Source organism: Archaeoglobus sulfaticallidus PM70-1, assembly GCF_000385565.1.
Lineage (GTDB): Archaea > Halobacteriota > Archaeoglobi > Archaeoglobales > Archaeoglobaceae > Archaeoglobus_A > Archaeoglobus_A sulfaticallidus.
Genome location: NC_021169.1, coordinates 230,562 through 253,109 on the forward strand (window position 1 = coordinate 230,562; position 22,548 = coordinate 253,109).

The following is a 22,548-nucleotide window of genomic DNA, read 5'->3' on the forward strand; positions in this document are numbered from 1 at the left end:
ATGATACTCTACTTCCTAGCCTTAGTTTTTGGACTGCATATAGTGCTAGTCAACCTCGGTATTGCCTTCTCAACAGCCATACCTCTGCTCAAAAGAAGGGGCGAGAAAGAGGGTAACTATGCATACATAAAAACTTCAAAGCAGCTTATGAACTTCTATGCTGCCACATACGCACTTGGAGGTGTTTTCGGCACAGCATTTACTGTATTTCTGCTGAGTTTCTATCCATCCTTCATAGGACTTGCCGGACATCTAACATTCGTTCCATTCGGGCTTGCTGTGCTGGCGATAGTGCTTCACTTCTTCGCAATCACAGCCTACTGGTACGGGTGGGACAGATGGAGTAGTGATGTGCATTATACCTTAGGCCTGATTTTGCTCGTATCGGTGTATCTAATCCCGATTGGCTTTAGAGCTGTCTCTGCCTTCTTAAATGTACCTGAAGGGTTGATACTGACACCAAAACCACATCTCGATGTCATTGCAGCATTTCTGAATCCAACCTTCCTGCCATTGTACTTGAAGAGCATTACAGCAGCTCTGGCTACCGGTTTCTTTACGATTTCCTCGGCGTACATGCTGAAATACGGCAGAGGAGAGAACGAGGCAATTGAGATCGTCAACAAGTTCATGCCCCTAGCAGCCATAGCATTCATAGCAACCCTCGTGCTTGGAGCTGTTTATGCAGAGGTGCTCAACATCTATGTGAACTACAAATTCAGCAATGCTTTCGGTGCTCTGGTTGGTGCAAACGCGAAGTACGATTTCAGCTGGCTTTTCACCATAAAAGTTGTCATGTTCGTGATACAGGCTCTGGCAATCATAGCTTTCCTGAAGATCAGAAAGAATCCGGGATATAGCAGGGCAATAGTGCTCGCCGGGCCCGCCTCAATGATAGCAATTTTTGCCGGGGAGATGCTGAATTCATTCAGCCAGTATCCATACTTCGTTGCAAAGCTTGGAGATGATGCTTTCGTTTCAAGCATCCCAGAACCAATAAGGACTTTTCTTGCTGAAAGGCTGAGTCTCGAGCTATCAAACCCGCTGGCAACATCTTACGAGCTGTATATCATAACGCTGGTCTTCCTTGTACCCTTACTGATCTCAGCATGTGTTTTCCTGTATCTGCTACTGTTCGGCAGGGAGGTTTCAGAAGTTCCGGAGTAATTCATCGGAATAATCCAGATTTACGATTTTTACCTTCTTTTAATTACTTTTCTCCAAGCTTTTCTCCAAAAAATCCTGTTATAGACAATTAATTTATTTGCGAGATTAATAATCCAACCTTTCTGTTCTCAGCTCTCCGAATTGTTAGCTCTTCCGGAGACTATAGATTAATTGAGAGTGTTTTTTAGCCCATGTTGCTCCGTTTCATCTCCATAAAAGCCCTCAAAACATCTCCAACAGTTATAATTCCAACGAGATTCTTCTCCTTATCCACAACCGGCAAACTCCTGATCCTGTACTCAACTATCAGATCGGCTGCGGCCTTTATCGTGTCATCAGGAGTTACTGTAACAACAGCCTTCCTCATTATGTGCTTGACCTTCTTTGAGGATGTCTTCCAGATGTCCACATACACCGGGCTCAGTCCAACGGAGAACATCTTTATCAGATCCATCCTGCTCACGATGCCTATCAGCTTTCCGTTCTTCGTTACCGGCAGGGCATTATACTTCTTATCGATCACGAGATTCATCGCATCATCAACACTCATTTCCTCATCAATGGACAGGACATCCTCGGTCATGAAGTCCTTTACCAGAAATTTTTCATGCTCCTCCATGAGAATGAAAATAACAAAGGCTGATATATCACTTTCGTTTTTAGATCTGAAAATAGTGGAGTTGACAGGAAGCTGATAAGATTTTAACAATACAATTATATTAAATAAACAAAAGGAAGTAAATGTTATCGCTGATCGAAAACCACCTTTGATGTGAGCGATTTAGTAAAAAATAATTGACGAGATTCTTATTAATTCGAAAACTATATATATTCTAAATAACTCACTAAACGCTTGGAGGAGGTGAAAGATTATGGGTGAATTGCCAATTGCTCCAGTGGAGAGGTTGATAAGGAATGCTGGTGCGGAGAGGGTTAGTGAGGATGCCAAAGTCGTTTTGGCTGAGTATCTTGAGGAGTGGGCAACAGAAATAGCCAAAAAGGCTGTAGAAATAGCAAAACATGTAGGCAGAAAGACTGTTAAGGCAGAAGACATCAATCTTGCTCTCAGAACTTAAAATTTATTTTCAGCTTTATTCTATTTTAAGATTCAAACTTCACTGACAATCTGTCCTGAAAATAGGACACGCCAGAGTAAAATTACTTGTGTGAAGATCCTAATCAAGTTTCTTTAGATAACTGATCAGGTCATTCAAGTCTCGCTCACCCATCTGCCATCTCGGCATACAGTAGTTTAGTGTCTCATTTTCATGAACTCCTTTTGTTATGGCAGTTTTTATCTCATCCTCGCTCATTCCTTCCTCTACCAAGGCAGAGTATCTAATGTCTGGGGATTTTTCATCGCACATCATTGGTACAAAACCGCCTGTACCGTCTCTCCCATGGCAGTTTACACAGCTACCGCCATGAACTCTTAACCAAGTTGGACCACCGGTAAATGGAATTCTCTCTCCCTCATCGTTGATGCCCGTGTAGTATATCCTCTCACCGTTTGATTCAAAACTTACTGGTCCCTGACAGCATCCTGGCGGATAGTATCTTCCATCCCCATAACCTGAACCCATAGGACCCATTTGACTGCGTTGATCATAACCTAAATGCCCCTCAAACAACATGGAATATAGGAACAAACCCAACAAAACTCCCAACACTGAACCTACTACAATGTAAATGCCATACCGTCCCATACTTTTATTAAACATTGTGTAATATAAAAAATTTACCAAAAAATTTAAATTTTTGTGAAATATCATATGCGAAAAAAATTGGGGGAATAATGTTAAATATTATTGAAAATAATTAGATTTATGGATGGGTTTATACACTCCATGGACTGGTTCGGGTTCCCTTTTTTCGGATTTGGTATGCTATTCTGGTGGCTGTTATTCATTGTCATTGGATTTCTTGTGTACCGGGATGCAAATGAGAGAGGGATGAATGGTCCGCTGTGGTTTATACTGGTAATTCTCCCGATGATTGGCATAGTGTTTCTGTTACTGTATATTGTTATCAGGGAGTCTAAGGCTGAGAAGACACCTCTGGAGATCTTAAAAGAAAGATATGCTAAGGGAGAGATAACAAAAGAGGAATATCTGAGAATGAAGAAAGAGCTGGAGGGATAGCATGAAACATGAACACAGCATGCACGAAGAGAAGGAACATGAAATGCACGAACCGCAGCATGAAACTCATGAGCATAAAACACACGATCACCATGCACGCATGCTTCAGGATTTTAAAAAGAGATTTATTGTTTCTTCAATTCTAACGGTTCCAATCTTAGTCCTGTCTCCAGCAATTCAGAGTTTTTTTGGATTCAAGTTTGAGTTTGCAGGTTCATTATACATAACATTCTTCCTTTCATCTTTTGTTTACTTCTATGGCGGTTATCCATTCCTCAAAGGCATTGTTGATGAGCTAAAGAAGAAAAATCCGGGAATGATGACACTAATTGCCGTTGCAATAAGCGTTGCCTACTTCTACAGTTCAGCAGTTGTTTTCGGGCTCGAGGGCAAATTCTTTTTCTGGGAACTTGCAACGCTGATAGACATCATGCTCCTTGGCCACTATATCGAGATGCGGTCTGTTTTGGGGGCTTCAAGAGCTTTGGAGGAGCTTGTCAAGATCATGCCCTCTCAGGCACACCTGATCAAAAATGGGGATGTTGTTGATGTTAGCGTAAAGATGCTCAAAGTTGGAGATAAGGTGTTAGTCAAGCCCGGAGAGAAAATACCTGTTGATGGTGTTGTGTTGGAAGGAGTCACAGCAGTAAACGAGGCAATGTTGACAGGTGAGTCAAAACCCGTTACCAAAAAAGCTGGTGATAAGGTCATCGGTGGATCAATCAACGGTGAGGGGTCAATTGTTGTTAAGGTTGAAAAGACTGGAAAGGATACATATCTCAACCAAGTAATAGAACTCGTTAGACAGGCACAGGAAACCAAATCAAGAACGCAGGATCTGGCAAACAAGGCTGCCTTTATTTTAACAATTTTAGCCTTAACGGTTGGAACGATCACATTAATTGTTTGGCTTGCCTATGGCAAAGAATTCGTCTTTGCAATCGAAAGGGCTGTTACAGTAATGGTTATAACATGCCCTCACGCTTTGGGTTTGGCAATTCCACTGGTTGTTGCAGTATCTACATCTCTCGCTGCAAAATACGGGCTGCTGATCAGAGATAGACAGGCTTTTGAGAGAGCAAAAGACTTGCAGGCTGTTGTTTTTGATAAAACTGGTACTCTCACTAAAGGAGAATTTGGAGTTACAGACATAATACCACTTGCAGACATCGAAGAAAATAAGATTATGGAGATTGCTGCTTCATTAGAGGCTAATTCTGAACATCCGATCGCTGAAGGGATCGTAAACAGTGCTAAAAAGATGGGTGTTGAGATTACAAATGTGGAGGATTTCAGGGCAATTCCTGGCAGGGGTATTGAAGGGACCATAAACAACGCAAAATACAAAGTTGTTAGTCCGGGTTACCTGAAAGAGTTGGGTGTTGAGGTTGACAATGAGGAAGTGGAAAAAGTAAAACAGCAGGGCAAAACCGTGGTGTTTTTGGTTGAAGGTAGCAAACCAGTTGCAGCAATAGCTCTGGCTGATATTATAAGGGAGGAGTCCAAGGAGGCTATAAAGAAGCTTAGAGAGATGGGTTTGAGATGCATGATGCTAACTGGAGATAACAGGTTTGTTGCGAAGTGGGTGGCGGAAGAGATCGGTTTAGATGAGTATTTTGCAGAAGTTTTGCCCCACGAGAAGGCTGATAAAATAAAGGAGGTTCAGGAGAGATATACGGTGGCGATGGTTGGGGATGGCGTGAACGATGCTCCTGCTTTAGCACAGGCGGATGTTGGAATAGCCATTGGAGCTGGAACGGATGTTGCTGTAGAGACTGCAGACATAATCCTGGTTAAAAATGATCCGAGGGATGTTGTGGATGTGATAAAGCTTTCGAGAAAAACCTATTCAAAGATGTTTCAGAATCTGCTCTGGGCCACCGGCTACAACTTCTTTGCAATTCCGTTAGCAGCGGGTGTTTTGTATGGTTATGGAATATTGCTCACTCCAGCAGCTGGAGCGTTGCTGATGAGCTTAAGCACGGTAATAGTTGCGATGAACGCGAGGTTGCTTAAGATGTGAGAGACGTAACAGGTTCAAGCGAGAATTGTCACCGAGTAATTCAGGCATTCAACGACATCTTGATTTTCGGGATTTGATGCTGTTGTTGCCATGACAGATGAGCCAATGATTTTGCAGCTACACGAAAGAAGAATACAGAAAAATTGAGGCTTTCGTAACGAGAACCATCTGCTTTGATGATGGTGAAAAAGTGATGATAAAAGCTGACGAGGTGATTTCCAGAGATGGAACCCTGCAACAGAAATGAGCTGAAGTAAAACTCAGAAGGGCTCTTGCAAGAGTATACAAATCAAAAGGGTAAGAAAGTAAGAAGAATTAAAAAGATAAAAGGCTGAAAAAAGATCAGTAGCTCCTTAAGAATATCTCTCTCCTGTTATCATCAAGCCTGAATTCTGCAAACTCGATTCTCGCAATCTCCCCAGATACAGAGGTCTGAATCTCTACCAGGCCCTTTTCAAAATCTATGTTCCTTATTAACCCGAATCCAAGGTATCTGCCATCCTTTGCATAGAATCCAACAACCAGTCCATCCAAATCATCTTTGGACAGCATGAGCAGATCCTCTATTCCAAACATCTCCTTAATGGATCTTACAACCTCCCTTCCAACTTCAACCTTACTCACAGTTACTATGCTGAGAGAGTAGCTTCCCTTTCCAGCATAAACTACCTCGGTATCAAGAATATCCTTTAAAATCTCAAGCTCATCTCTGGAAATTCTGTCCCCTATCGGATTCCATCTGGACTTTAGATTCTTCAGATTAAGCTCGATAATGGATGCTCCCTCTAAAAATTTCGAATACTTTTCCGCCCGGTAGCTGCTCCTCTGATTCTTGCTCCTCTTTCCTGCAAAGGATTCAAGCATGAACACATCGCAGTCAATAAAATCCAGAAAAGGAGGGGTCTTGAAGGCGATAATTGCTGTGGGCTCGAGTATGCTGATCTTAGCCAGCTTGTACTCATTCGCCCTCCTGCCCCTGATCCATCCAGTAGAGTCTATTATCTTCCACCCTTCGAGCTTTCTTATCTTCTTTCTGATCTCCATGACAGCATTTATGCACCTTGTTTCCCTCCCGACAGGAGATATGCTACCAACAAAGGCACCATCCACCACCCTTACATCAGAGATGGATGTTATTCTCCCATCCGTTATTCCGATGCCCATTGAGGCTGGGTGAGACACGCTCGCCTGCCCGATGTCGAGATCCACTATAACCTTCTTTCCATCAAGCCTGTTGGAAAGGTATGCAGCTATGCTGCTCTTGCCGGAATCCGATTCTCCATAGATGAAAAAGGATTCGTTGCTTTTATTTCTGAACTTTTTAACGAGCTTTTCCCATGATTCTGGAATCGTGCTTCCGTTAACTGGAATGTAAAAGGTATTATCTGGGATCTCTATGGTTGAATCCTCTTCCAGATAAACAGGAATTGTTTTTTCCTTTGCTATGCTTAGCTGATCAATCCTGCATCCGAAAACACTCACAATACCTTTTATAACCCTGATCTCAGAGGGGCCCTTGATAATTAGGGTTGTGTTCTTTTTTTCCTCCAGAATCATGGTCTCAGGTTTTGGTCGTTTTCTATTTTAATCTATTTATGGTTAACACCATACGGTTAATACCACAAACTGGCTGGGTGGAGTTACTTCAATTAAAATTAAAGTCAAGCACAATCTAACAAAATTAAACTTTAAAGGATGGTCTGAATGGTATGAGGTCTGCCATCGTTATGAGCCCAGCTTCATGCGCCACAACTCTCTCGCTCAGGTTGACTATAACAGATGCTGTACCAAGATCCCCTTTCGTCCCCGTGCTCCTCCATCTGATTTCGTTATCTCCCTTTATTTCCACCTCTTCATACTCCTCAGCCTCAGCAACGGCATGGAACTCAATCCTGATAATCTCCTTTCCGTTAGCGAAAGCACTACCCCATCCAATCATTCCGGCAACTTTTCCTTTCTCGATCTTTCCTCCCTCTGAAAGCACTATTTTCTGCCCTTCCTCAATCTTCTCAGGCCTGACACCCATTGATGTGCAGAGCAGCATGATGGATTCTGCATAGCCAACATGGCCAGATATTCTACCGTCGCTCAACAACCTTTCAACCTCTTCCTTATCCTTCCCAATCCCAATTTTTTTCTGGAAGGGTTCCCTTCTTTTCAAGGCATCTATCTTCCTGATCGCCCTTATTTGATTGACCTCGGTGCAGGATGCAGACAGAACCACAACCAAAGAGTCAAGCAGAAATCCAGGATTTATTCCCGATCCCAGAACTGTCACGCCATATTCCTTGGCCAGCGCATCGATCTTCTCACTAAGCTCAGGATATCTGTAGTAGGGGTAGCTGAGCGTCTCGCATGTGCTTACGATGTTGAATCCCCTTTTAATGCAATCCTCAATCTGAGGATAGATTCCATCAACGAACGATCCGGTTGACAAAAACACAACATCTCCCTCAAAATCAAGCTTCGAGCTTATTTCAGCAGAGCTGTCGATTCCAAAATCGCTCAGCCTCTTCCCGATCAAATTTGGATTTATATCAACAGCTCCCACAACATTTATTCCTTTTTTAACACAGCATTCAGCGATTAACCTACCAATCGGTCCAAAACCATAGATTACAGCATCCATACATCAAGAAAAGAGTAAAATTTTAAAAATTTTCCTCAGGTTCCCTTCAGCTTTCCATTCATGAAGTCATCGTATGCCTGCAAATCGAGCAGCCCATGGCCGCTGAAGTTGAAGACTATAACTCTCTCCTCGTTTGCCTCCTTAGCTTTCAGAGCCTCATCTATCGCAACCCTGATCGCATGAGTTGTCTCCGGAGCGGGAATTATGCCCTCAGTCTTCGCAAACAGAAGTCCAGCGTTAAATGTGGATACTTGATCAACCGCCCTGGCTTCAATAATTCCGTGCTTTACGAGCATGCAGAGTGCTGGAGCATCGCCATGGTACCTCAGCCCACCAGCATGGATTGGCGGAGGTGTGAAGTCGTGCCCGAGAGTGTACATCTTCAACAGAGGTGTCAGTCCTGCAGTATCTCCGAAATCGTACCTGTAATCCCCCTTCGTCAGCGTTGGACATGCAGTTGGTTCCACAGCGATGATCTTTGACCCATCCTTCTCCGAATCCTTAACGAACGGGAAGCACAGCCCTGCAAAGTTGCTGCCACCACCAACGCATCCTATGAGGATGTCAGCCTTCTCATCAACCTTCTCAAGCTGCTTTTTCGTCTCAAGCCCTATAACGGTCTGATGTAACAGAACATGATTTAGAACACTTCCGAGACTGTACTTCGTTTTATCATCGCTGGCCGCAGACTCTATTGCTTCACTTATGGCTATTCCCAAGCTACCGGGAGTGTCCGGATGCTCCTTCAGAATTTTTCTGCCGAACTCCGTCCTGTCGCTTGGAGAAGGGACCACCTCTCCTCCCCATGTCTCCATCATAACCCTTCTGTACGGTTTCTGCTCATAGCTGATCCTAACCATGAAAACCGTGCACTTCAAATCGAAAAGCTTGGTTGCGAAGCAAAGTGCTGAACCCCACTGTCCTGCTCCTGTTTCGGTTGTGAGTCTCTCAACACCCTCTTTCATGTTGTAGTAAGCCTGAGCAACAGCGGTGTTGGGCTTGTGACTACCCGGTGGGCTAACACCTTCATACTTGAAGTATATTCTCGCAGGAGTTTTCAGTGCCTTCTCGAGCCTTTCAGCCCTTATCAGTGGAGTCGGTCTCCAGATAGCGTATATCTCCCTAACCTCATCTGGAATCCTTATAAATCTCTCATCACTCATCTCCTGCTTTATAAGCTCCTTCGGGAATATGGGTTCAAGATCTTCCGGCTTTACCGGCTCGTTTGTGGCTGGGTGCAGTGGTGGAGGGAGTGGCTCTGGCAGATCTGGCAAAATATTGTACCATTCTTTTGGTATCTCATCATCCTCTAACAAAATCTTTTTCATAGTTGATGAGCACTAGCTCAATATTTAAGCTTTTTCCCAGCAGAGAGGAATATCCGTTCCAAAAAAGAATAAATGGAAAGAATGTTAAACGCTACTCTTCCTTGAGGAACCTCCTTAGCAGCTTTCCAGTGGCTGTTCTCGGAAGTGGCTCCTCTCTGAACTCAATAATCCTCGGAAGCTTGTATTTAGCTATCTGCCCCTCAAGGTACTTCAGAATGTCCTTCTTCAGATCCTCGCTTGGCTCGTATCCCTCCTTAAGCCTTATGACTGCCTTAACCACCTGCCCTCTGACTCCCTCCGGATCTGGAACCCCTATAACCGCACATTCAAGAACTGCTGGATGCTGGCTGAGGGGCTGCTCGATCTCATCCGGGCCAATTCTGTATCCGCTCGACTTGATCAGATCATCGTCTCTCGAGACAAAATAGATGTAACCGTTCTCATCCTTTCTTACGAAGTCTCCGAGGACATTCCAGCCATCCACAACGCTCTTCTTCTGCTTCTCGTCAAGCGGTCTGGTTGGGTGGTTCCAGTACCTTATGCCGGTGGGGCCTTTTATGTAGAGGTTTCCAACCTCTCCAGCCTTGCACTCCTCCTTGGTCTCCGGATCGATTATCTTCGCTATGTACCCTGGGACAGGCCATCCAATGCTCCCGGCAACCGGCTTTGGAGCGCATGTGTTGGAAACGCATATGTGGACCATCTCTGTCGCACCAAGGGACTCGTATATATCCAAACCAAACTTCTCCTTCCACTTTATCGCGGTTTCAGCTCCGAGAGCTTCTCCACCACCGGTGCACAGTCTCAGGCTTGAAAGATCGTATTTCTTCAGATACTCATCGAGGTTCGGATTGACTAGGATCAGCCTGTAGGCTGTTGGGAGCGAAGAGAATATCGTAATCCCATGATCTTCAACGAACTTGAAGAAGTTTTCAACGCTAAACATTGGCCATATACTGACTCCAGCCCCGTGGAAGTACGGAATCAGGCAGCCATTTCCATAACCCATCGCAAAGCTAACCGGAGCAGGGCCTCCAACGACATCATCCTCCCTCAACTTCCAGACATACTTTCCAACCAGATAAACTGCTGAGAGAACATTCTCAACAAAGTGGGCACATCCCTTTGGCAATCCAGTTGTTCCCGAAGTGAACAGAACCACTGCCGGCTTTCCGATCTCCAGAGGCACTGGATCGAACTTGGCACTCTCGTTGTATATCTCACTGAACGAAACGAATGGATCCTCTAAATCCTCCTGATCAGTCACAATGACCTTGCTCAGCGTCTTAATTTCCGGAACGGATTCTTTAACCGCACCGAATGTCTTTTCATCACCGCTAACGAATATTGCCTTTACCTCTGCATTATTGGAGACATGAACGATTTCTTTCTTGGCCCACATCGGGTTGAGCGGAACGGGTATGGCCCCAGCCTTCATGATTCCGAAGTTCACCGCGATCGCTTCAGGCATGTTTCTCATCCTGAAGCCAACCCTGTCGTACTTCTCAACACCGATGCCTTTCAGGAAGTTCGCAATTCTGTTGCTAAGCCTGTAGAGGTCACGATATGTCACTCTCCTGTCCATGAAGTAAACCGCTGTCTTTCTACCCCTTCCCTCCTTGATGTTTCTGTCAAGAATCTCTTCCGCCAGATTCAACTCCTTCCTATCGCCAATATACTCCCTTACCTCATCTGGTATTATCACTTCAGGCCAAGTGTCTTCTGGAACGAGATAACTCATGATATCTCCCATATTTTCACCCGATTAATGATTTTTAAAAATCGATATAAGTTTTTCGAAATTTATCGTGTATATTTTCGCGTAAAGGCGATAATATAAAAAGTTTACTAAATTTCAACGATTATAGAAAATAATAGCATGAATCAAATTTAAAACCCGCGAATAGCATTTTCAAATGTGAGGTTGAAAGACTACTTCATCGAGTTGCTGAAGGAACATGGAATCGACAGCATATCAACCAGCTTAAAGCTCATCTCAAGAGACCCAATACAGCAGATGGCTGTTTATGTTGCAAATGGAAAAGCTAATGTCTGCAGAGGGTCAGAAGGAAAAGCTTTCAAGCTGAATGGTGAACCAGTTAGCGAGGCAAAGGCTTTTGTTGGAGACTGCTCCAACGCCGTATTCGGCAGGGATGAGCTAATTGAGAGAACTGAAGGTTTCCCCTATGTAGTGATCGACTGTCAGTTTTATGATCTACATAGCAAGAAAGAGAAATCCAAGGTAAAAACCCAGCTAAGAGCTACTCTGGGAGTTATCAGAGATTTCATGTGGGATGACAGGCTTGCCATTACGGGCAAAAAGATTCAGGAGTTCGAAAGGTTTTACTCCGAATCTACAGCATCCTTCATCAAAGAGAAAAATTTTGACAGGGTTATTCTGCTCGATCCAAATGCAGAGGAGGTTTACAGTGGTGAAAAAGCGGATTGCTTCATAATCGGTGGGATAGTTGATAAAACCGGGAACAAGAAGGGATGGACATCCAAAATTGGGCGGGATCTGGAGAGAGAGGGAATAGATTTCACTTCAGCCAAGATTCTGCTGAGAGGGGATACGATTGGTGTGCCAGACAGAATCAACACGATTGCCGAGATGGTCCTGCTAACAGTCCTCGATGGAATTGAGGTTGAGGAGGCAATAAGGAGAGTCCAGAGCAATCTCGTTGCAAGGTGGAGGCTTAAAAAAGAACTGCCAAAAATAACGAAGAGGCTCGACTCCAAGAGACCGTTCAGGTTCGTGCTCAAATCTGACTTCAGGAAGTTCGACTGGCTGAACCTCAGTTACAGGGACTTTCTGGAGGTTTGCAGGCAGATGGACTACATAGTGGTTGACGATTCCCTTTTCGAAATAATACAAAAATTTGAGTTCGATGAGGTTAAGGGAGCTTACAAAGCATAGTCAGCTATTCGATTAGCTTCAAAACCTCCTCCTTTATTTTCTTGAATGACTCAAATTCGCATTCAAGCTCATATGGCGGGATGTTCTCCAGATCTGCTTTGATAAAGCACTCGTTGTATGGTATTCTGCCGAGCAGGGCATATCTCTCAGAGATCATGTCGATCAGCTTTCTCGAACTCTCGTTGTCGATGTATTTGTTCAGAACAACTCCAATCTTCTTTATACCGATATCCTCAGCAAGTTTCTGAATCCTCTTCAGAGTTTCAAATGACCTCATTCCAGGCTCCACGACAGCTATCAGTAAATCAACCCCTCTGGCAGTCCCCCTGCCGAGGTGCTCTATACCCGCTTCCATATCGAGCAAAAGCACATCCTTTCTTTTGAAAATGGCATGCCTAAGAATAGCCCTCAGAAATGCATTCTGCGGACAGAAGCATCCCTCTCCTCCTTTTTCTATGGTTCCCAGAGCGAGAACCCTTATACCATGCTCATTTTTCTTGGAGTGGGCTTCGAATACATCATCTACCTTCGGATTCAGCTTGTATGTCCCAAGTGGACCTCTGACTCGCTCCTCAATGACATCCTCAAGCTCGGATATCGGCTTTATTTCTTCCTCCACTCCAAGAACGGTAGGGAGATTTATGGAGGAGTCACAGTCTATTGCAGTAACATTGTAGCCGTCTTTCGCAAACAGATACGCGAGCATAGCTGTCAGGGTTGTTTTTCCGACTCCACCCTTTCCTGACACTGCAATCTTGACCATAGCACTATTTGGAGTGGCTTTGAATATTACTTTTGCTGAAATTGAACACCACAACCAGATTTGCTAGAAATCAGAAAATTTCAATATAAGGGGTGCCGATAACAGATAAAACTGCGGTGACGGCGGGACGAATAACAATGCTGGTTGGCACCCCATAAAATTATTGTATTATGAGTAGATAAGCATTTTGGTCTGAGATGTATTTTGTAGTTTCTTAAAATTATTCCCACCACAGAATTATTTTTCAGCAGCCAGATGTGATTCAACAGATTTTACGAGAAGAAATGACCTATGCTCTATTCTAAAAACAATAGAGAATGGAGCGGTTAAACACCCACTCGAGATTTGTATTGAATTACAGAGTATTGAATTACAGATCTGCAAACAATAAATAAAAAATACTCAACCAGCCTCAAGCAGCTCAATTCCATCCTCTGTCAGCCTTAGCTTACCCTCCTCTTCAACCACAAATCCCTCTTTTATCAACCAGTCGAGGTTGAACTTCAGCTGAAACTCACTCAAATTCAGTTCTTTCTTTAGATCTTCGAGAGCCTTACCCTGTACTCCAATTGCAGCGACGATTTGTCTTCTATATGGACTCATCGAGGCTTTGAAAAGCCTTTCATGATGTTCCCTATCTCTAACTTTCTCAGCCATAAACATCCCCAAAATAACTTTTATTTTCAGAACCTTATAAGTCTTTCGGGGTATTTCTAACGGACTAAAATCGGAAAAAAGTGGTAAAAATTTAGAAATAAAATTAAATTACATTAATTAATCTTCTTTCAGGAGATCTATTAGCTCCTCAAGCGTTTTCGCAACCCTGACTCCAGCCTTCTCCAGTGCTTCAGTCTTTGATTCTGCAGTTCCACTGAAGCCCTCTATTATGGCCCCCGCATGCCCCATCCTCTTTCCTCTCGGGGCAGTTCTTCCCGCCAGAAAAGCATACACAGGCTTGGACATCTCCTTGATGTATTCCGAGGCCACCTCTTCAGCATTGCCACCTATCTCTCCAATCAGAACAACTCTCTTTGTCTCCTTATCTTCCTCGAACATCTGAAGGACATCCACGAATGTTAACCCCGGAATCGGGTCTCCGCCTATTCCCACAACGGTTGACTGTCCTATACCGGCTTTCGTCATGTTCTCGGCTACCTGATACGTCAGTGTCCCGCTCCTCGAAACAACTCCAACATCGCCAGGAATGAAGCATCTGTCCGGCAGCAAACCAACCTTGGACTTTCCTGGACTTATAACTCCCGGGCAATTGGGGCCGAGAAGCATTGCGTTGTAGTCTCTGACTATCCAGCTCAACTTCATCTCCTCATACAGTGGAACTCCTTCAGTTACGCAAACGACAAAGCCTATTCCAGCATCCAGTGCTTCAAGGATCGCGTCGTATGCGAATCTTGCGGGCACATAGATTATTGAGGTGTTTGGATCGGTGACCATCGCCTCCTCCATCGTGTTGAAAACCGGAACTCCATAAACCTCCTGTCCACCTTTCCCTGGGCTGACGCCTCCAACAATCTTCGTGCCGTAATCGAGCATCCTTTTCGTCTGAAAACTCCCCTGAAATCCTGTAATTCCCTGAACTATAACCCTAGTGTTTTCATCAACGAGTATCGCCATTTCATTCCCTCCTCGTTATCTCAACCGCCTTTCTCGCACCCTCTTCAAGCGTGTTCACGAAGTATATCTCCGCACCCTTCTCCTCCATATACTTCTTCAGAATCTCCCTGCCAATGTCCTCGTTAACGCCTACAAGCTTTACAACGAGCACAACCTTTCTGTCCATTTCATCCAGAGCTTTCACGATACCCTCCGCAACCTTCTCGCACCTCGTGATCTCTGCGAAAATGTTGATGTAAACAACCTTGACCTTCTCATCCTTGACCACATGCAGCAGGCAGTTCTTCATTTTTTCAGGGTCTGCCAAGCCCCCTCCCGTATCGAGGAAATTGGCAGGTTTACCACCCATGTAGGCTATCATGTCCATGGTCGTCATAGCAAGCCCGGCTCCGTTGGCTATAACTCCTATGTCCCCATCTAGCCTCACATAGCTCAGCCCCTTCAGCCTTGCTTCCCTCTCAAGCTCATCCACTTCCGTTGAGTCTCTCAGACTCTCAAGCTCTGGATGTCTGAAAAGAGCGTTGTCATCTGCTATAATCACGGCATCCACGGCATACAGCCCTTCTTTCGTTTTAACAATCGGATTTATCTCAACGAGTTCTGCCTCATACTTCCACGCAATCTCGTTTATTTTCTTGATCAAAGAAAAGAATTCCTTGAAGTCCTCGACTCCAGCCTTGAAAAGGAGTTTTCTTATGTGGTAGTCCTGCAGGCCTATTAACGGATCGTACGACACCTTAAAGATGCTCTCCGGATGCTCCCTCGCTAATTCCTCGATGTTGATTCCGCCAATTTTGCTGAAGATTATTGTTGGCTTCCTTTCCGTTTTATCAACGATATATGCCAAATAAAGCTCCTTCTCTACATCTATGGCTTTTTCAACCAGTAAAGCCTCAACCTTATGTCCCTTTATCATCGAACCGAGCATCTGGCTCGCTACTTCTCTTGCCGATTCCGCATCATCGACTACCTTAACTCCTCCAGCCTTCCCTCTCCCGCCAACAAGAACCTGTGCCTTGATGACAGCTTTTCCCAGCTTTTTAACAGCCTCAACAGCCTCATCAACACTTCTAACAACATAACCCTCTGGAACAGGGATGCCATGCTCTTTGAATATTTCTTTAGCCTGATATTCGTGGAGTTTCATCTCACTCCCTTCTAAAGCTCCCTTCTGAATGCCTGATAACCTGTCAGATACCTCCCGAGAATGAGCGTGTGGATGTCGTCTGTTCCCTCATATGTGTAAACGCTCTCGATGTTCGCCATGTGCCTTATTGGAGAGTAGTCCAATGATATTCCGTTAGCACCCAGAAGCTCCCTCGCCACTCTGGCACAGTATCTGGCGACAGCAACATTGTTCTTCTTGGCAAAGGATATCTGCTCGGTTGTAGCCTTTCCTTCATCCATCAGCCTTCCGAGCCTGTAGGCTACGAGCTGACCCTTTGTTATCTCCATGAACATCTTTACAAGCTTTTCCTGAACGAGCTGGAACGATGCCAGCGGAACGCCAAACTGCTTTCTGTCCTTGGTGTAGTTCAGTGCCGTCTCAAAACAATCCATTGCAGCCCCTATGGCACCCCATGAGATTCCATATCTGGCCTGATTCAGGCATGATAGTGGTGCTCCAAGGGATTTTGCCTCAGGCAACCTGTTCTCCTCTGGCACCCTGCAGTTCACAAGGCCGAGTTCTCCAACATCTCCAGCCCTCATCGATCCTTTTCTCTTGATCTCATTCTGCTGGAAGCCCTTTGTGCCTCTCTCGATTATAAACCCCTTGACTTTTCCATCATCCACATCTCTCGCCCACACCACGGCAATATCGGCAATTCCAGCTTCTGAGATCCATGTTTTCGTTCCGTTGAGTATCCATTCATCTCCATCTCTCTTCGCTGTGGTCTCCATGCTTCCCGGATCAGAGCCGTGGTTCGGCTCAGTCAGTCCAAAGCATCCTATTATCTCCCCCTTCGCAAGCTTTGGCAGATACTTCCTCTTCTGCTCCTCGCTGCCGTACCTCCATATCGGATACATCACCAGTCCGGATGTAACGGCAACGAAGCTCCTCATAGAGCTGTCAACTCTCTCAACCTCCTGACATATCAGCCCAAATTCAGTATAGCTCGCCCCCGGACATCCATATTCCTCAGGCAGAAAAGCTCCAAGCAAGCCGAGTTCACCCATCTTTGGAGCGATCTCTCTCATGTTCAGTGGCTCTTCATTGTGGAAAGCGTCTGCCACAAGTGGCAAAATCTCGTTTTCCATAAACTCCCTAACAGAGTTCCTTACGAGCTTCTCTTCTTCTGTAAGCAGCTCATCAATATTGTAGAAATCGATTCCTTTAAATGCCATACAACCACCAACATAATTAATGCATATATTACTATACAAAATTTTCGGTAATCGTTTTCCGAAATAAGATAACCTTAAATATTTTGCATTCCAAGTATTTCTGTGACCTCAAGGATAGTCGTTGAGATCCTTAGAGTTCTGTCTGAAGCTGAATCCCCTCTTAGTTCGAAGGATATTGCAGATTCGCTTAAGGAGAAGGGAATAAATCTTGAACCGAGAACTATAAGATACCATCTCAGCAAAATGGATAAAGCTGGACTGACGCAAAAGCCAGTAAAGTACAAGCGAATCATAACTCCAAAGGGAAAAGAAGTTCTCAGAAGGAGTTTGGTTTTCGAGAGGCTTGGAGAGTTCTCGGAGAGAGTGGAATACAACGTTTTCATGTCTAACTTCAGCATCGATGAGTTTAAAGGTACGATCCCAACGAACATCGCAATCCTCGACAAAAAACACTACGAAAAGGCAATGACAATCCTCAACGAGGTCTCGCAATCGAGATTCATCGTGTCAGATCTGATAACAGTGATTGACGAGAGCGAGAGGGCTGGATATCTCGAGATCCCGAAGAATAAGTTCGCTGTCGGGATAGTCTCGAACACGATTTTTGATGTCATACTCAGAAAGTATGGTGTTGTACTCACACCCGAAGCTTCCGGACTGCTGCATGTTGAGAAGAAAGTCCCTCAGGGTTTCTCTGAGCTTATAAGCTATTCCGGAACAACATTAAGCCCTGGATGGCTGTTCGTGAAATCCAGGCTGACTTCCGTGTTCCGGGCTGAGAAGAAGGGATATGGGGATGTGATAGCAACGATAAGAAGCTTCAATGTGCATCTGATAGATGTTGTCAAACGGAGAGTTTCTGAGATTGAAGAGAAGGGTATCAGGGGGATCATAAGTATATCCTATCCGCTTGAGAATCATATAATACAATCGATAAACTTCAAAGCCAACCTGATAATCTATGCTGGTGTAAACTACCTCGCTCCCCTGCAGGAAAAGGGTCTGAATCCAGAGATTCACATAAACGAGCAGCTTATAGAGATTTCAGAGTTTAAAAAGCCCGAAAAGTACATCTAAGCTTTAACCAACCCGATACATTCTGTGTTTAAAACCATAACCTGCTTTGCCAGATTCTGACTCCAACTCTTCCATTCATTTTCTATTCTTCACAATCCATTATCAAACATCCAGTCCATCTGCCAGCTAACGACAAAAAGTTATTAAATAAAAGGATTTACTAGTTTTATGAATGTTCTCCTCAGCAGAAAAGATGCAATGAGGCTGCTAATCATCTCAGAACTAGTACTGAGAAAGGAAACAAATCAGAGAGACATCGCGAGAAAGTTTAACCTCACCCCTCAGGCTATTTCAGAGCATTTTAAAGAGTTGGTCGATGAGGGATATATAAGGGTAATACACAAGGGATTCTATGAGGTCACGGAAAAAGGAACTGAATGGTTAACCAAAAACCTGTTTGACCTTCATATTTTCTCTGAAGAGCTGATAAAGAAGCTGTACTCAAAATCTATCGTTGCTATAGCTTCTGGAGATATCAAAGAGGACGACAGAATATCTTACTGGTATCAGGATGGGTTTATATATGCCAAGAAAAACAAGACGGGCAACGGCATAGCCTTAACTTCGGCCTCAGATGGAGAAGATGTTCTGATTAAACCCCTCGAGGGATTCGAACCCCCAAAGAAGGGAGAAATAATCGTTGTAAAGGTTCCGGATATTGGAGAGGGTGGGAGCAGAAAGATTAACTACGGGGAGTTCTCCAAACTGATAAAGGATAATCCGAAAAAGATAGTTGTTGCTATTGGAGTGGAAGCTCTGGTTGCCTGCCGGAAGATAAGGGTTGAACCAATATTCTTTGGTTCAAAAGAAGTCTGCATCGAGGCATCTCACCATGGTGCCGGGGTTATCGCTGTATGCACGGAGAGTTTGCTCGACAACCTGCTCGTAAGCCTGGTGGATGAAGGTTTGAACTTCAAAATCGTCAGCTTCAACCTAAATGCATAATATTAAATATTTCTATAGCCATTTCGTTTTTAATGACAGAAAATCTAACAACCGGAATATTCTATCATGAAAGCTTCAGCAGAAGGAGCTATCTGACAATTGGAACCAGGCTTAAGGATTTTCCAAGAGCTTTCGAGTTTCTGAAAAAGAAGTACAGCAATATTGAAATTTTTGAGTCCGAACCTGTTAGTGAGGATCTCATACTCAAGGTTCACTCTCTGGAGTTGCTGGAAGGAGTAAAAAATGACACACTATGCTCCACAGCCTGGCACTCTGCTGGTGGTGTGGTTACAGCTACCGAGAAGGTGTATAAATCAGAGATAAGAAACGCCTTCTGCTTCATAGGGGCTGGAGGACATCATGCCGGAAGAAAAACATTCTGGGGCTTCTGCTGTTTCAACGATGTTGTTCTGGCAATGACGAACATCTGGGAGAAATATGGGGATGTCAGATTTGCGATAATAGATACCGATGCCCATCATGGTGATGGTACGAGGGAGTTGATTGAGGATAAAGAGGTTCTGCACTACTGCATCTGCTCCACAGACTATGTGTCAGAGGATGGTCTGAAAATCGATGCCAGCTACATAGGCCTTAACCCTGACGAGTACCCACAGCTGGTCGAGGACTTCGACAGGAAAGCCAGAAATTTCAAACCAGATCTGATCTTCTGGTATTTCGGGCATGACACACACGAGGGCGATTACGGAGATATTGGACTGACGGTAAAGGAGTATGTGAAAATTGCAGAAATTCTAAAAAATCTTGCTGAAGAAATCTGCAATGGAAAGCTTGTAGTTGTTCTTGGAGGAGGTAGCTCCCCATCGATAGCTACAGAATCCTGTCTCGCTGTAATCGAAGAGCTGGCTAAAAATCCAGAAATGCTGACTGAAACTTAAAAAAATTAAATTTCAAATGTAAGGTTGTCGAGGCTCTTGAGCTGGGTTGTTAAATCCTCGATCTCCTTGAGCGTCTGCTCAATAGCTGTGTCATTTATTTTCTGTATCTCCTCAGTAACCTTTTCCTCAGTAACCTTTTCAGATGTCTCTGCTGGCTTGACCTCCTTCTGAGTCTCTGTGGTCTCTGTGGTCTGTGTGCATCCAGCCAGTAGTATTGACAACATGAGCACCAGTGCTAATAACCTTTTCATGCTACCCCTCCACTGTCAATTTTATGTGAACGAATATCTGCCTGAGATCGCTAAATGCGATTTTTATATCCTTCAGAATCTCACCCAGACTTGCTCTAGCACTCAGTGTGTATTCTCTGATCTCTGCCGGATCTGTAGAGTTGAAAGCTGAGTTCAGCTCATCTTTAACATCCTCTAGCTTGCTCTTTGCGTCTTCAAGCCTCGTTTTGTATGACTCAAGGAGGCTGAATGTCTCATTGTCCGCAGAGAGGTTCGTCAGTGTCGCATATATCCTGTCATAATTGTCCAGTCCCTTGTCTATGACTGTCTCTGCCTTATAAATTGCCAGCTCAACCGTTATTGCCTTTATCTGTTCCTTGATTACCAGCCACTCCTTGTTCCACTCTCTAACTTCCTGAACGAACTCATCCGGGTTGTCTGTTGAGTTGAACAGCTCCCTCCTCTCCTCGATTATCTGTATTGCGTTATCGATTATCTCTATCAGCATCTCCTTGTTTTCAATGTCGGTATCGTTGAGTCTCACTTTCAGAGCTTCCAGATAGGTCAGACCAACGCCACATCCGGCAACAACTTTTCTCTTGGCGAACTTGAAGGCGTTTGGGTGTTTTAAGATCTCTTTCACACTAACTCCCTTCTTCTTCAGTTTCTCGTAGTTCTCTGAATAGTATCTGTATTCATTCTCATACTGCTCTCTCTTCTTCTGTATGTCCTGAAGCCTTACTTTATGCATTTTCCCAGCAGTCTTGAACTGTGCCTTGACCTGATTTTTGTTCATGTTTGTCTTGTTCATGGCATTCTCCATCACATTCTCCATCGCATTCGTCCCGTTCATTGCGTGCTCCATTGTCCTGTTCATGGTTCTGTACATGTACCGAGTGTGTTCCTGATCCATCGTTCTGTTCATGTACTGCGTGTGATCCTGGTCCATCATCTGGTTCATTGTTCTGTTCATAACCCTGTTCAGGTTGCCAAGCTGCTCTCCTTTCTTACCTTTCTCCTCACCAAGCTTTACATGACCCATAGCTTCGCCATGTCCCATAGGTCCCATAGGTCCCATTGTTTCGTTTACATCAACCTTCACGCCAACCTCTTTGTTCCCAACTCCAACTGCAGATACTGTCACCAGCGATGGCATTATCAGAAGTGCCACCATCAGCAGTGAGATCAAAACCCTTTTCATCTCGCATCACCTCGAATGAGCTTTGTTTTCATTTGAATATATGGATTGTTTTATCATAAGCCAGAACAAAGTATCTTTATCAGTTTTATAATAGACCTCACGGTTTATAAAGCTTTACGATGCTTTATCTTACCAATTCAGGCACTCTCATCTGATAAATTGAAACCATTTAAGGATTTCAGGGAAACAAAGAAATTAAATATCGCAGCTCCCACCTCTATTTGGGTGATACCCTTGCCAGAAATAAACCTTTCAGATCTAAGATTTGGCACAGAACTCATAAAGAGAGGATTTGCCAAGATGCAAAAAGGCGGAGTGATCATGGACGTTACTAACGCTGAACAGGCCGGAGTAGCCGAGGATGCCGGAGCTGTTGCTGTTATGGCTTTGCACAAGGTGCCAGCAGACATCAGGGCTGCTGGTGGAGTTGCAAGAATGGCTGATCCCAAGAAAATAGAGGAAATAATGGATGCCGTAACGATTCCCGTTATGGCAAAATGCAGGATCGGGCATGTTGCCGAGGCTAAAGCACTCGAAGCTCTTGGAGTTGATATGATCGATGAGAGTGAGGTGCTGACTCCAGCAGATATATTCTTCCACATAGATAAGACCAAATTCACCGTCCCGTTTGTCTGCGGGGCGAGAAGTCTGGGTGAGGCTGTTAGAAGAATATTCGAAGGAGCCGCGATGATAAGAACCAAGGGAGAGGCTGGAACTGGAAATGTTGTTGAGGCGGTGAAGCACATCCGTCTGATAAACAAGGCGATAAGCGAGCTGAAGAGAATGGTTGAGACAGAGATCACGAGAGTTGCTGAGAATTATGCTTCCGCATACACAAGGCTTCTTACCGCTGTCAGAGAGGAACAGGGATTTGCTGGGATATCCAACAGGGACAAGGTATTCGAGGACTACACCCTGACCGAGATAATCGATGGGATATACAAGATTCTGCTCGAGATAAAGGACATGCAGAGGTTGCCTGTGGTTAATTTCGCTGCTGGAGGCGTGGCAACCCCGGCGGATGCAGCCTTCATGATGCAGCTTGGTATGGATGGAGTTTTCGTTGGCTCTGGAATATTCAAGTCCTCAAATCCGCCAGAGTATGCCAAAGCTATAGTTGAGGCTGTTCAGCACTACGATGAGCCAGAGGTTGTTGCAGAGGTGAGCAAGGGACTTGGAGATGCGATGAAGGGTCTGGATGTGTTCAAGCTCGAAGAGAGCGAGAGAATGGAGAGTAGAGGGGTTTGATT

General features: G+C 44.5%; 22 protein-coding genes. 9 read left to right on the plus strand and 13 right to left on the minus strand.

All coding sequences use genetic code 11. The features are described from left to right. Positions 1-1,167, plus strand: a complete 1,167-nt coding sequence (locus tag ASULF_RS01315; RefSeq protein ID WP_015589893.1) for a cytochrome ubiquinol oxidase subunit I — start codon at positions 1-3, stop codon at positions 1,165-1,167. A 184-nt stretch (positions 1,168-1,351) separates the two neighbouring features. Here the strand turns inward: ASULF_RS01315 and ASULF_RS01320 are convergent, their stop codons facing one another. Then, complete coding sequence (locus ASULF_RS01320) at positions 1,352-1,786, minus strand: CBS domain-containing protein (RefSeq protein ID WP_015589894.1); 435 nt, start codon at positions 1,784-1,786, stop codon at positions 1,352-1,354. Positions 1,787-2,039: 253 nt separating this feature from the next. Between ASULF_RS01320 and ASULF_RS01325 the strand changes: the two genes are divergently transcribed. Beyond that, complete coding sequence (locus ASULF_RS01325; protein WP_015589895.1) at positions 2,040-2,243, plus strand: histone family protein; 204 nt, start codon at positions 2,040-2,042, stop codon at positions 2,241-2,243. Positions 2,244-2,342: 99 nt separating this feature from the next. On the opposite strand, the gene ASULF_RS01330 is transcribed toward ASULF_RS01325, so the two are convergent. Next, the gene (locus tag ASULF_RS01330) at positions 2,343-2,750 is read right to left on the minus strand and encodes a c-type cytochrome (protein ID WP_236609695.1); all 408 of its coding nucleotides are present in this window, start codon (positions 2,748-2,750) and stop codon (positions 2,343-2,345) included. A 243-nt stretch (positions 2,751-2,993) separates the two neighbouring features. On the opposite strand from ASULF_RS01330, the gene ASULF_RS01335 reads away from it, so the two are divergent. Further along, complete coding sequence (locus tag ASULF_RS01335; RefSeq protein WP_015589897.1) at positions 2,994-3,308, plus strand: SHOCT domain-containing protein; 315 nt, start codon at positions 2,994-2,996, stop codon at positions 3,306-3,308. Between the two features lies 1 nt (position 3,309). Further along, on the plus strand, positions 3,310-5,331 hold the full coding sequence (locus ASULF_RS01340) for a heavy metal translocating P-type ATPase (RefSeq protein ID WP_015589898.1): 2,022 nt from the start codon (positions 3,310-3,312) through the stop codon (positions 5,329-5,331). Between the two features lie 342 nt (positions 5,332-5,673). On the opposite strand, the gene ASULF_RS01345 is transcribed toward ASULF_RS01340, so the two are convergent. The 4 genes from ASULF_RS01345 to ASULF_RS01360 form a co-directional block, all read right to left on the minus strand. Next, complete coding sequence (locus ASULF_RS01345) at positions 5,674-6,888, minus strand: Clp1/GlmU family protein (RefSeq protein WP_015589899.1); 1,215 nt, start codon at positions 6,886-6,888, stop codon at positions 5,674-5,676. A gap of 124 nt (positions 6,889-7,012) precedes the next feature. Next, positions 7,013-7,960 (minus strand): hypothetical protein, encoded by a 948-nt coding sequence (locus ASULF_RS01350; protein WP_015589900.1) that lies wholly within the window; start codon positions 7,958-7,960, stop codon positions 7,013-7,015. Positions 7,961-7,995: 35 nt separating this feature from the next. Next, positions 7,996-9,288, minus strand: a complete 1,293-nt coding sequence (locus tag ASULF_RS01355) for a TrpB-like pyridoxal phosphate-dependent enzyme (protein WP_015589901.1) — start codon at positions 9,286-9,288, stop codon at positions 7,996-7,998. 91 nt (positions 9,289-9,379) lie between these two features. Further along, positions 9,380-11,041: an acyl-CoA synthetase gene (locus ASULF_RS01360; RefSeq protein ID WP_015589902.1), complete on the minus strand. Its 1,662-nt coding sequence runs from the start codon at positions 11,039-11,041 to the stop codon at positions 9,380-9,382. A 165-nt stretch (positions 11,042-11,206) separates the two neighbouring features. Between ASULF_RS01360 and ASULF_RS01365 the strand changes: the two genes are divergently transcribed. Further along, on the plus strand, positions 11,207-12,205 hold the full coding sequence (locus ASULF_RS01365; RefSeq protein ID WP_015589903.1) for a hypothetical protein: 999 nt from the start codon (positions 11,207-11,209) through the stop codon (positions 12,203-12,205). Between the two features lie 4 nt (positions 12,206-12,209). Here ASULF_RS01365 and ASULF_RS01370 read toward each other — a convergent pair whose 3' ends face one another. The 5 genes from ASULF_RS01370 to ASULF_RS01390 form a co-directional block, all read right to left on the minus strand. Then, a complete protein-coding gene (locus tag ASULF_RS01370; protein ID WP_015589904.1) occupies positions 12,210-12,968 on the minus strand; it encodes an ATP-binding protein in 759 nt (252 codons plus the stop codon). Between the two features lie 402 nt (positions 12,969-13,370). Next, a complete protein-coding gene (locus tag ASULF_RS01375; protein ID WP_015589905.1) occupies positions 13,371-13,625 on the minus strand; it encodes a helix-turn-helix domain-containing protein in 255 nt (84 codons plus the stop codon). Positions 13,626-13,742: 117 nt separating this feature from the next. After that, complete coding sequence (gene sucD, locus ASULF_RS01380) at positions 13,743-14,600, minus strand: succinate--CoA ligase subunit alpha (RefSeq protein ID WP_015589906.1); 858 nt, start codon at positions 14,598-14,600, stop codon at positions 13,743-13,745. Position 14,601: 1 nt separating this feature from the next. Continuing rightward, the gene (gene sucC / locus ASULF_RS01385; RefSeq protein ID WP_015589907.1) at positions 14,602-15,747 is read right to left on the minus strand and encodes an ADP-forming succinate--CoA ligase subunit beta; all 1,146 of its coding nucleotides are present in this window, start codon (positions 15,745-15,747) and stop codon (positions 14,602-14,604) included. Positions 15,748-15,758: 11 nt separating this feature from the next. Beyond that, complete coding sequence (locus ASULF_RS01390; RefSeq protein ID WP_015589908.1) at positions 15,759-16,946, minus strand: acyl-CoA dehydrogenase; 1,188 nt, start codon at positions 16,944-16,946, stop codon at positions 15,759-15,761. 102 nt (positions 16,947-17,048) lie between these two features. Between ASULF_RS01390 and ASULF_RS01395 the strand changes: the two genes are divergently transcribed. From ASULF_RS01395 to ASULF_RS01405, 3 genes are all read left to right on the plus strand, one after another. Further along, complete coding sequence (locus ASULF_RS01395) at positions 17,049-18,023, plus strand: NrpR regulatory domain-containing protein (RefSeq protein WP_015589909.1); 975 nt, start codon at positions 17,049-17,051, stop codon at positions 18,021-18,023. Positions 18,024-18,191: 168 nt separating this feature from the next. After that, the gene (locus tag ASULF_RS01400) at positions 18,192-18,968 is read left to right on the plus strand and encodes a DUF7839 domain-containing protein (protein WP_015589910.1); all 777 of its coding nucleotides are present in this window, start codon (positions 18,192-18,194) and stop codon (positions 18,966-18,968) included. A 32-nt stretch (positions 18,969-19,000) separates the two neighbouring features. Then, positions 19,001-19,867, plus strand: coding sequence for an arginase family protein (locus tag ASULF_RS01405; protein ID WP_015589911.1), 867 nt, complete (start codon positions 19,001-19,003; stop codon positions 19,865-19,867). A gap of 5 nt (positions 19,868-19,872) precedes the next feature. Here ASULF_RS01405 and ASULF_RS01410 read toward each other — a convergent pair whose 3' ends face one another. After that, positions 19,873-20,118 (minus strand): hypothetical protein, encoded by a 246-nt coding sequence (locus ASULF_RS01410; protein ID WP_015589912.1) that lies wholly within the window; start codon positions 20,116-20,118, stop codon positions 19,873-19,875. Position 20,119: 1 nt separating this feature from the next. Beyond that, positions 20,120-21,298 carry a hypothetical protein gene (locus ASULF_RS01415; protein ID WP_015589913.1) on the minus strand — a complete coding sequence of 393 codons (1,179 nt, stop codon included), beginning with the start codon at positions 21,296-21,298 and terminating at the stop codon, positions 20,120-20,122. A 300-nt stretch (positions 21,299-21,598) separates the two neighbouring features. On the opposite strand from ASULF_RS01415, the gene pdxS reads away from it, so the two are divergent. After that, on the plus strand, positions 21,599-22,546 hold the full coding sequence (gene pdxS, locus ASULF_RS01420) for a pyridoxal 5'-phosphate synthase lyase subunit PdxS (RefSeq protein WP_236609733.1): 948 nt from the start codon (positions 21,599-21,601) through the stop codon (positions 22,544-22,546). The last annotated feature ends 2 nt before the right edge of the window (positions 22,547-22,548 follow it).

Coding starts and splice junctions, on each gene's coding strand:
- ASULF_RS01315 (WP_015589893.1), top strand. CDS start 1: ATGATACTCTACTTCCTAGCCTTAGTTTTTGGACTGCATATAGTGCTA.
- ASULF_RS01320 (WP_015589894.1), bottom strand. CDS start 1,786: ATGGAGGAGCATGAAAAATTTCTGGTAAAGGACTTCATGACCGAGGAT.
- ASULF_RS01325 (WP_015589895.1), top strand. CDS start 2,040: ATGGGTGAATTGCCAATTGCTCCAGTGGAGAGGTTGATAAGGAATGCT.
- ASULF_RS01330 (WP_236609695.1), bottom strand. CDS start 2,750: ATGGGTTCAGGTTATGGGGATGGAAGATACTATCCGCCAGGATGCTGT.
- ASULF_RS01335 (WP_015589897.1), top strand. CDS start 2,994: ATGGATGGGTTTATACACTCCATGGACTGGTTCGGGTTCCCTTTTTTC.
- ASULF_RS01340 (WP_015589898.1), top strand. CDS start 3,310: ATGAAACATGAACACAGCATGCACGAAGAGAAGGAACATGAAATGCAC.
- ASULF_RS01345 (WP_015589899.1), bottom strand. CDS start 6,888: ATGATTCTGGAGGAAAAAAAGAACACAACCCTAATTATCAAGGGCCCC.
- ASULF_RS01350 (WP_015589900.1), bottom strand. CDS start 7,960: ATGGATGCTGTAATCTATGGTTTTGGACCGATTGGTAGGTTAATCGCT.
- ASULF_RS01355 (WP_015589901.1), bottom strand. CDS start 9,288: ATGAAAAAGATTTTGTTAGAGGATGATGAGATACCAAAAGAATGGTAC.
- ASULF_RS01360 (WP_015589902.1), bottom strand. CDS start 11,041: ATGGGAGATATCATGAGTTATCTCGTTCCAGAAGACACTTGGCCTGAA.
- ASULF_RS01370 (WP_015589904.1), bottom strand. CDS start 12,968: ATGGTCAAGATTGCAGTGTCAGGAAAGGGTGGAGTCGGAAAAACAACC.
- ASULF_RS01375 (WP_015589905.1), bottom strand. CDS start 13,625: ATGGCTGAGAAAGTTAGAGATAGGGAACATCATGAAAGGCTTTTCAAA.
- sucD (WP_015589906.1), bottom strand. CDS start 14,600: ATGGCGATACTCGTTGATGAAAACACTAGGGTTATAGTTCAGGGAATT.
- sucC (WP_015589907.1), bottom strand. CDS start 15,747: ATGAAACTCCACGAATATCAGGCTAAAGAAATATTCAAAGAGCATGGC.
- ASULF_RS01390 (WP_015589908.1), bottom strand. CDS start 16,946: ATGGCATTTAAAGGAATCGATTTCTACAATATTGATGAGCTGCTTACA.
- ASULF_RS01400 (WP_015589910.1), top strand. CDS start 18,192: ATGAATGTTCTCCTCAGCAGAAAAGATGCAATGAGGCTGCTAATCATC.
- ASULF_RS01405 (WP_015589911.1), top strand. CDS start 19,001: ATGACAGAAAATCTAACAACCGGAATATTCTATCATGAAAGCTTCAGC.
- ASULF_RS01410 (WP_015589912.1), bottom strand. CDS start 20,118: ATGAAAAGGTTATTAGCACTGGTGCTCATGTTGTCAATACTACTGGCT.
- ASULF_RS01415 (WP_015589913.1), bottom strand. CDS start 21,298: ATGAAAAGGGTTTTGATCTCACTGCTGATGGTGGCACTTCTGATAATG.
- pdxS (WP_236609733.1), top strand. CDS start 21,599: ATGCAAAAAGGCGGAGTGATCATGGACGTTACTAACGCTGAACAGGCC.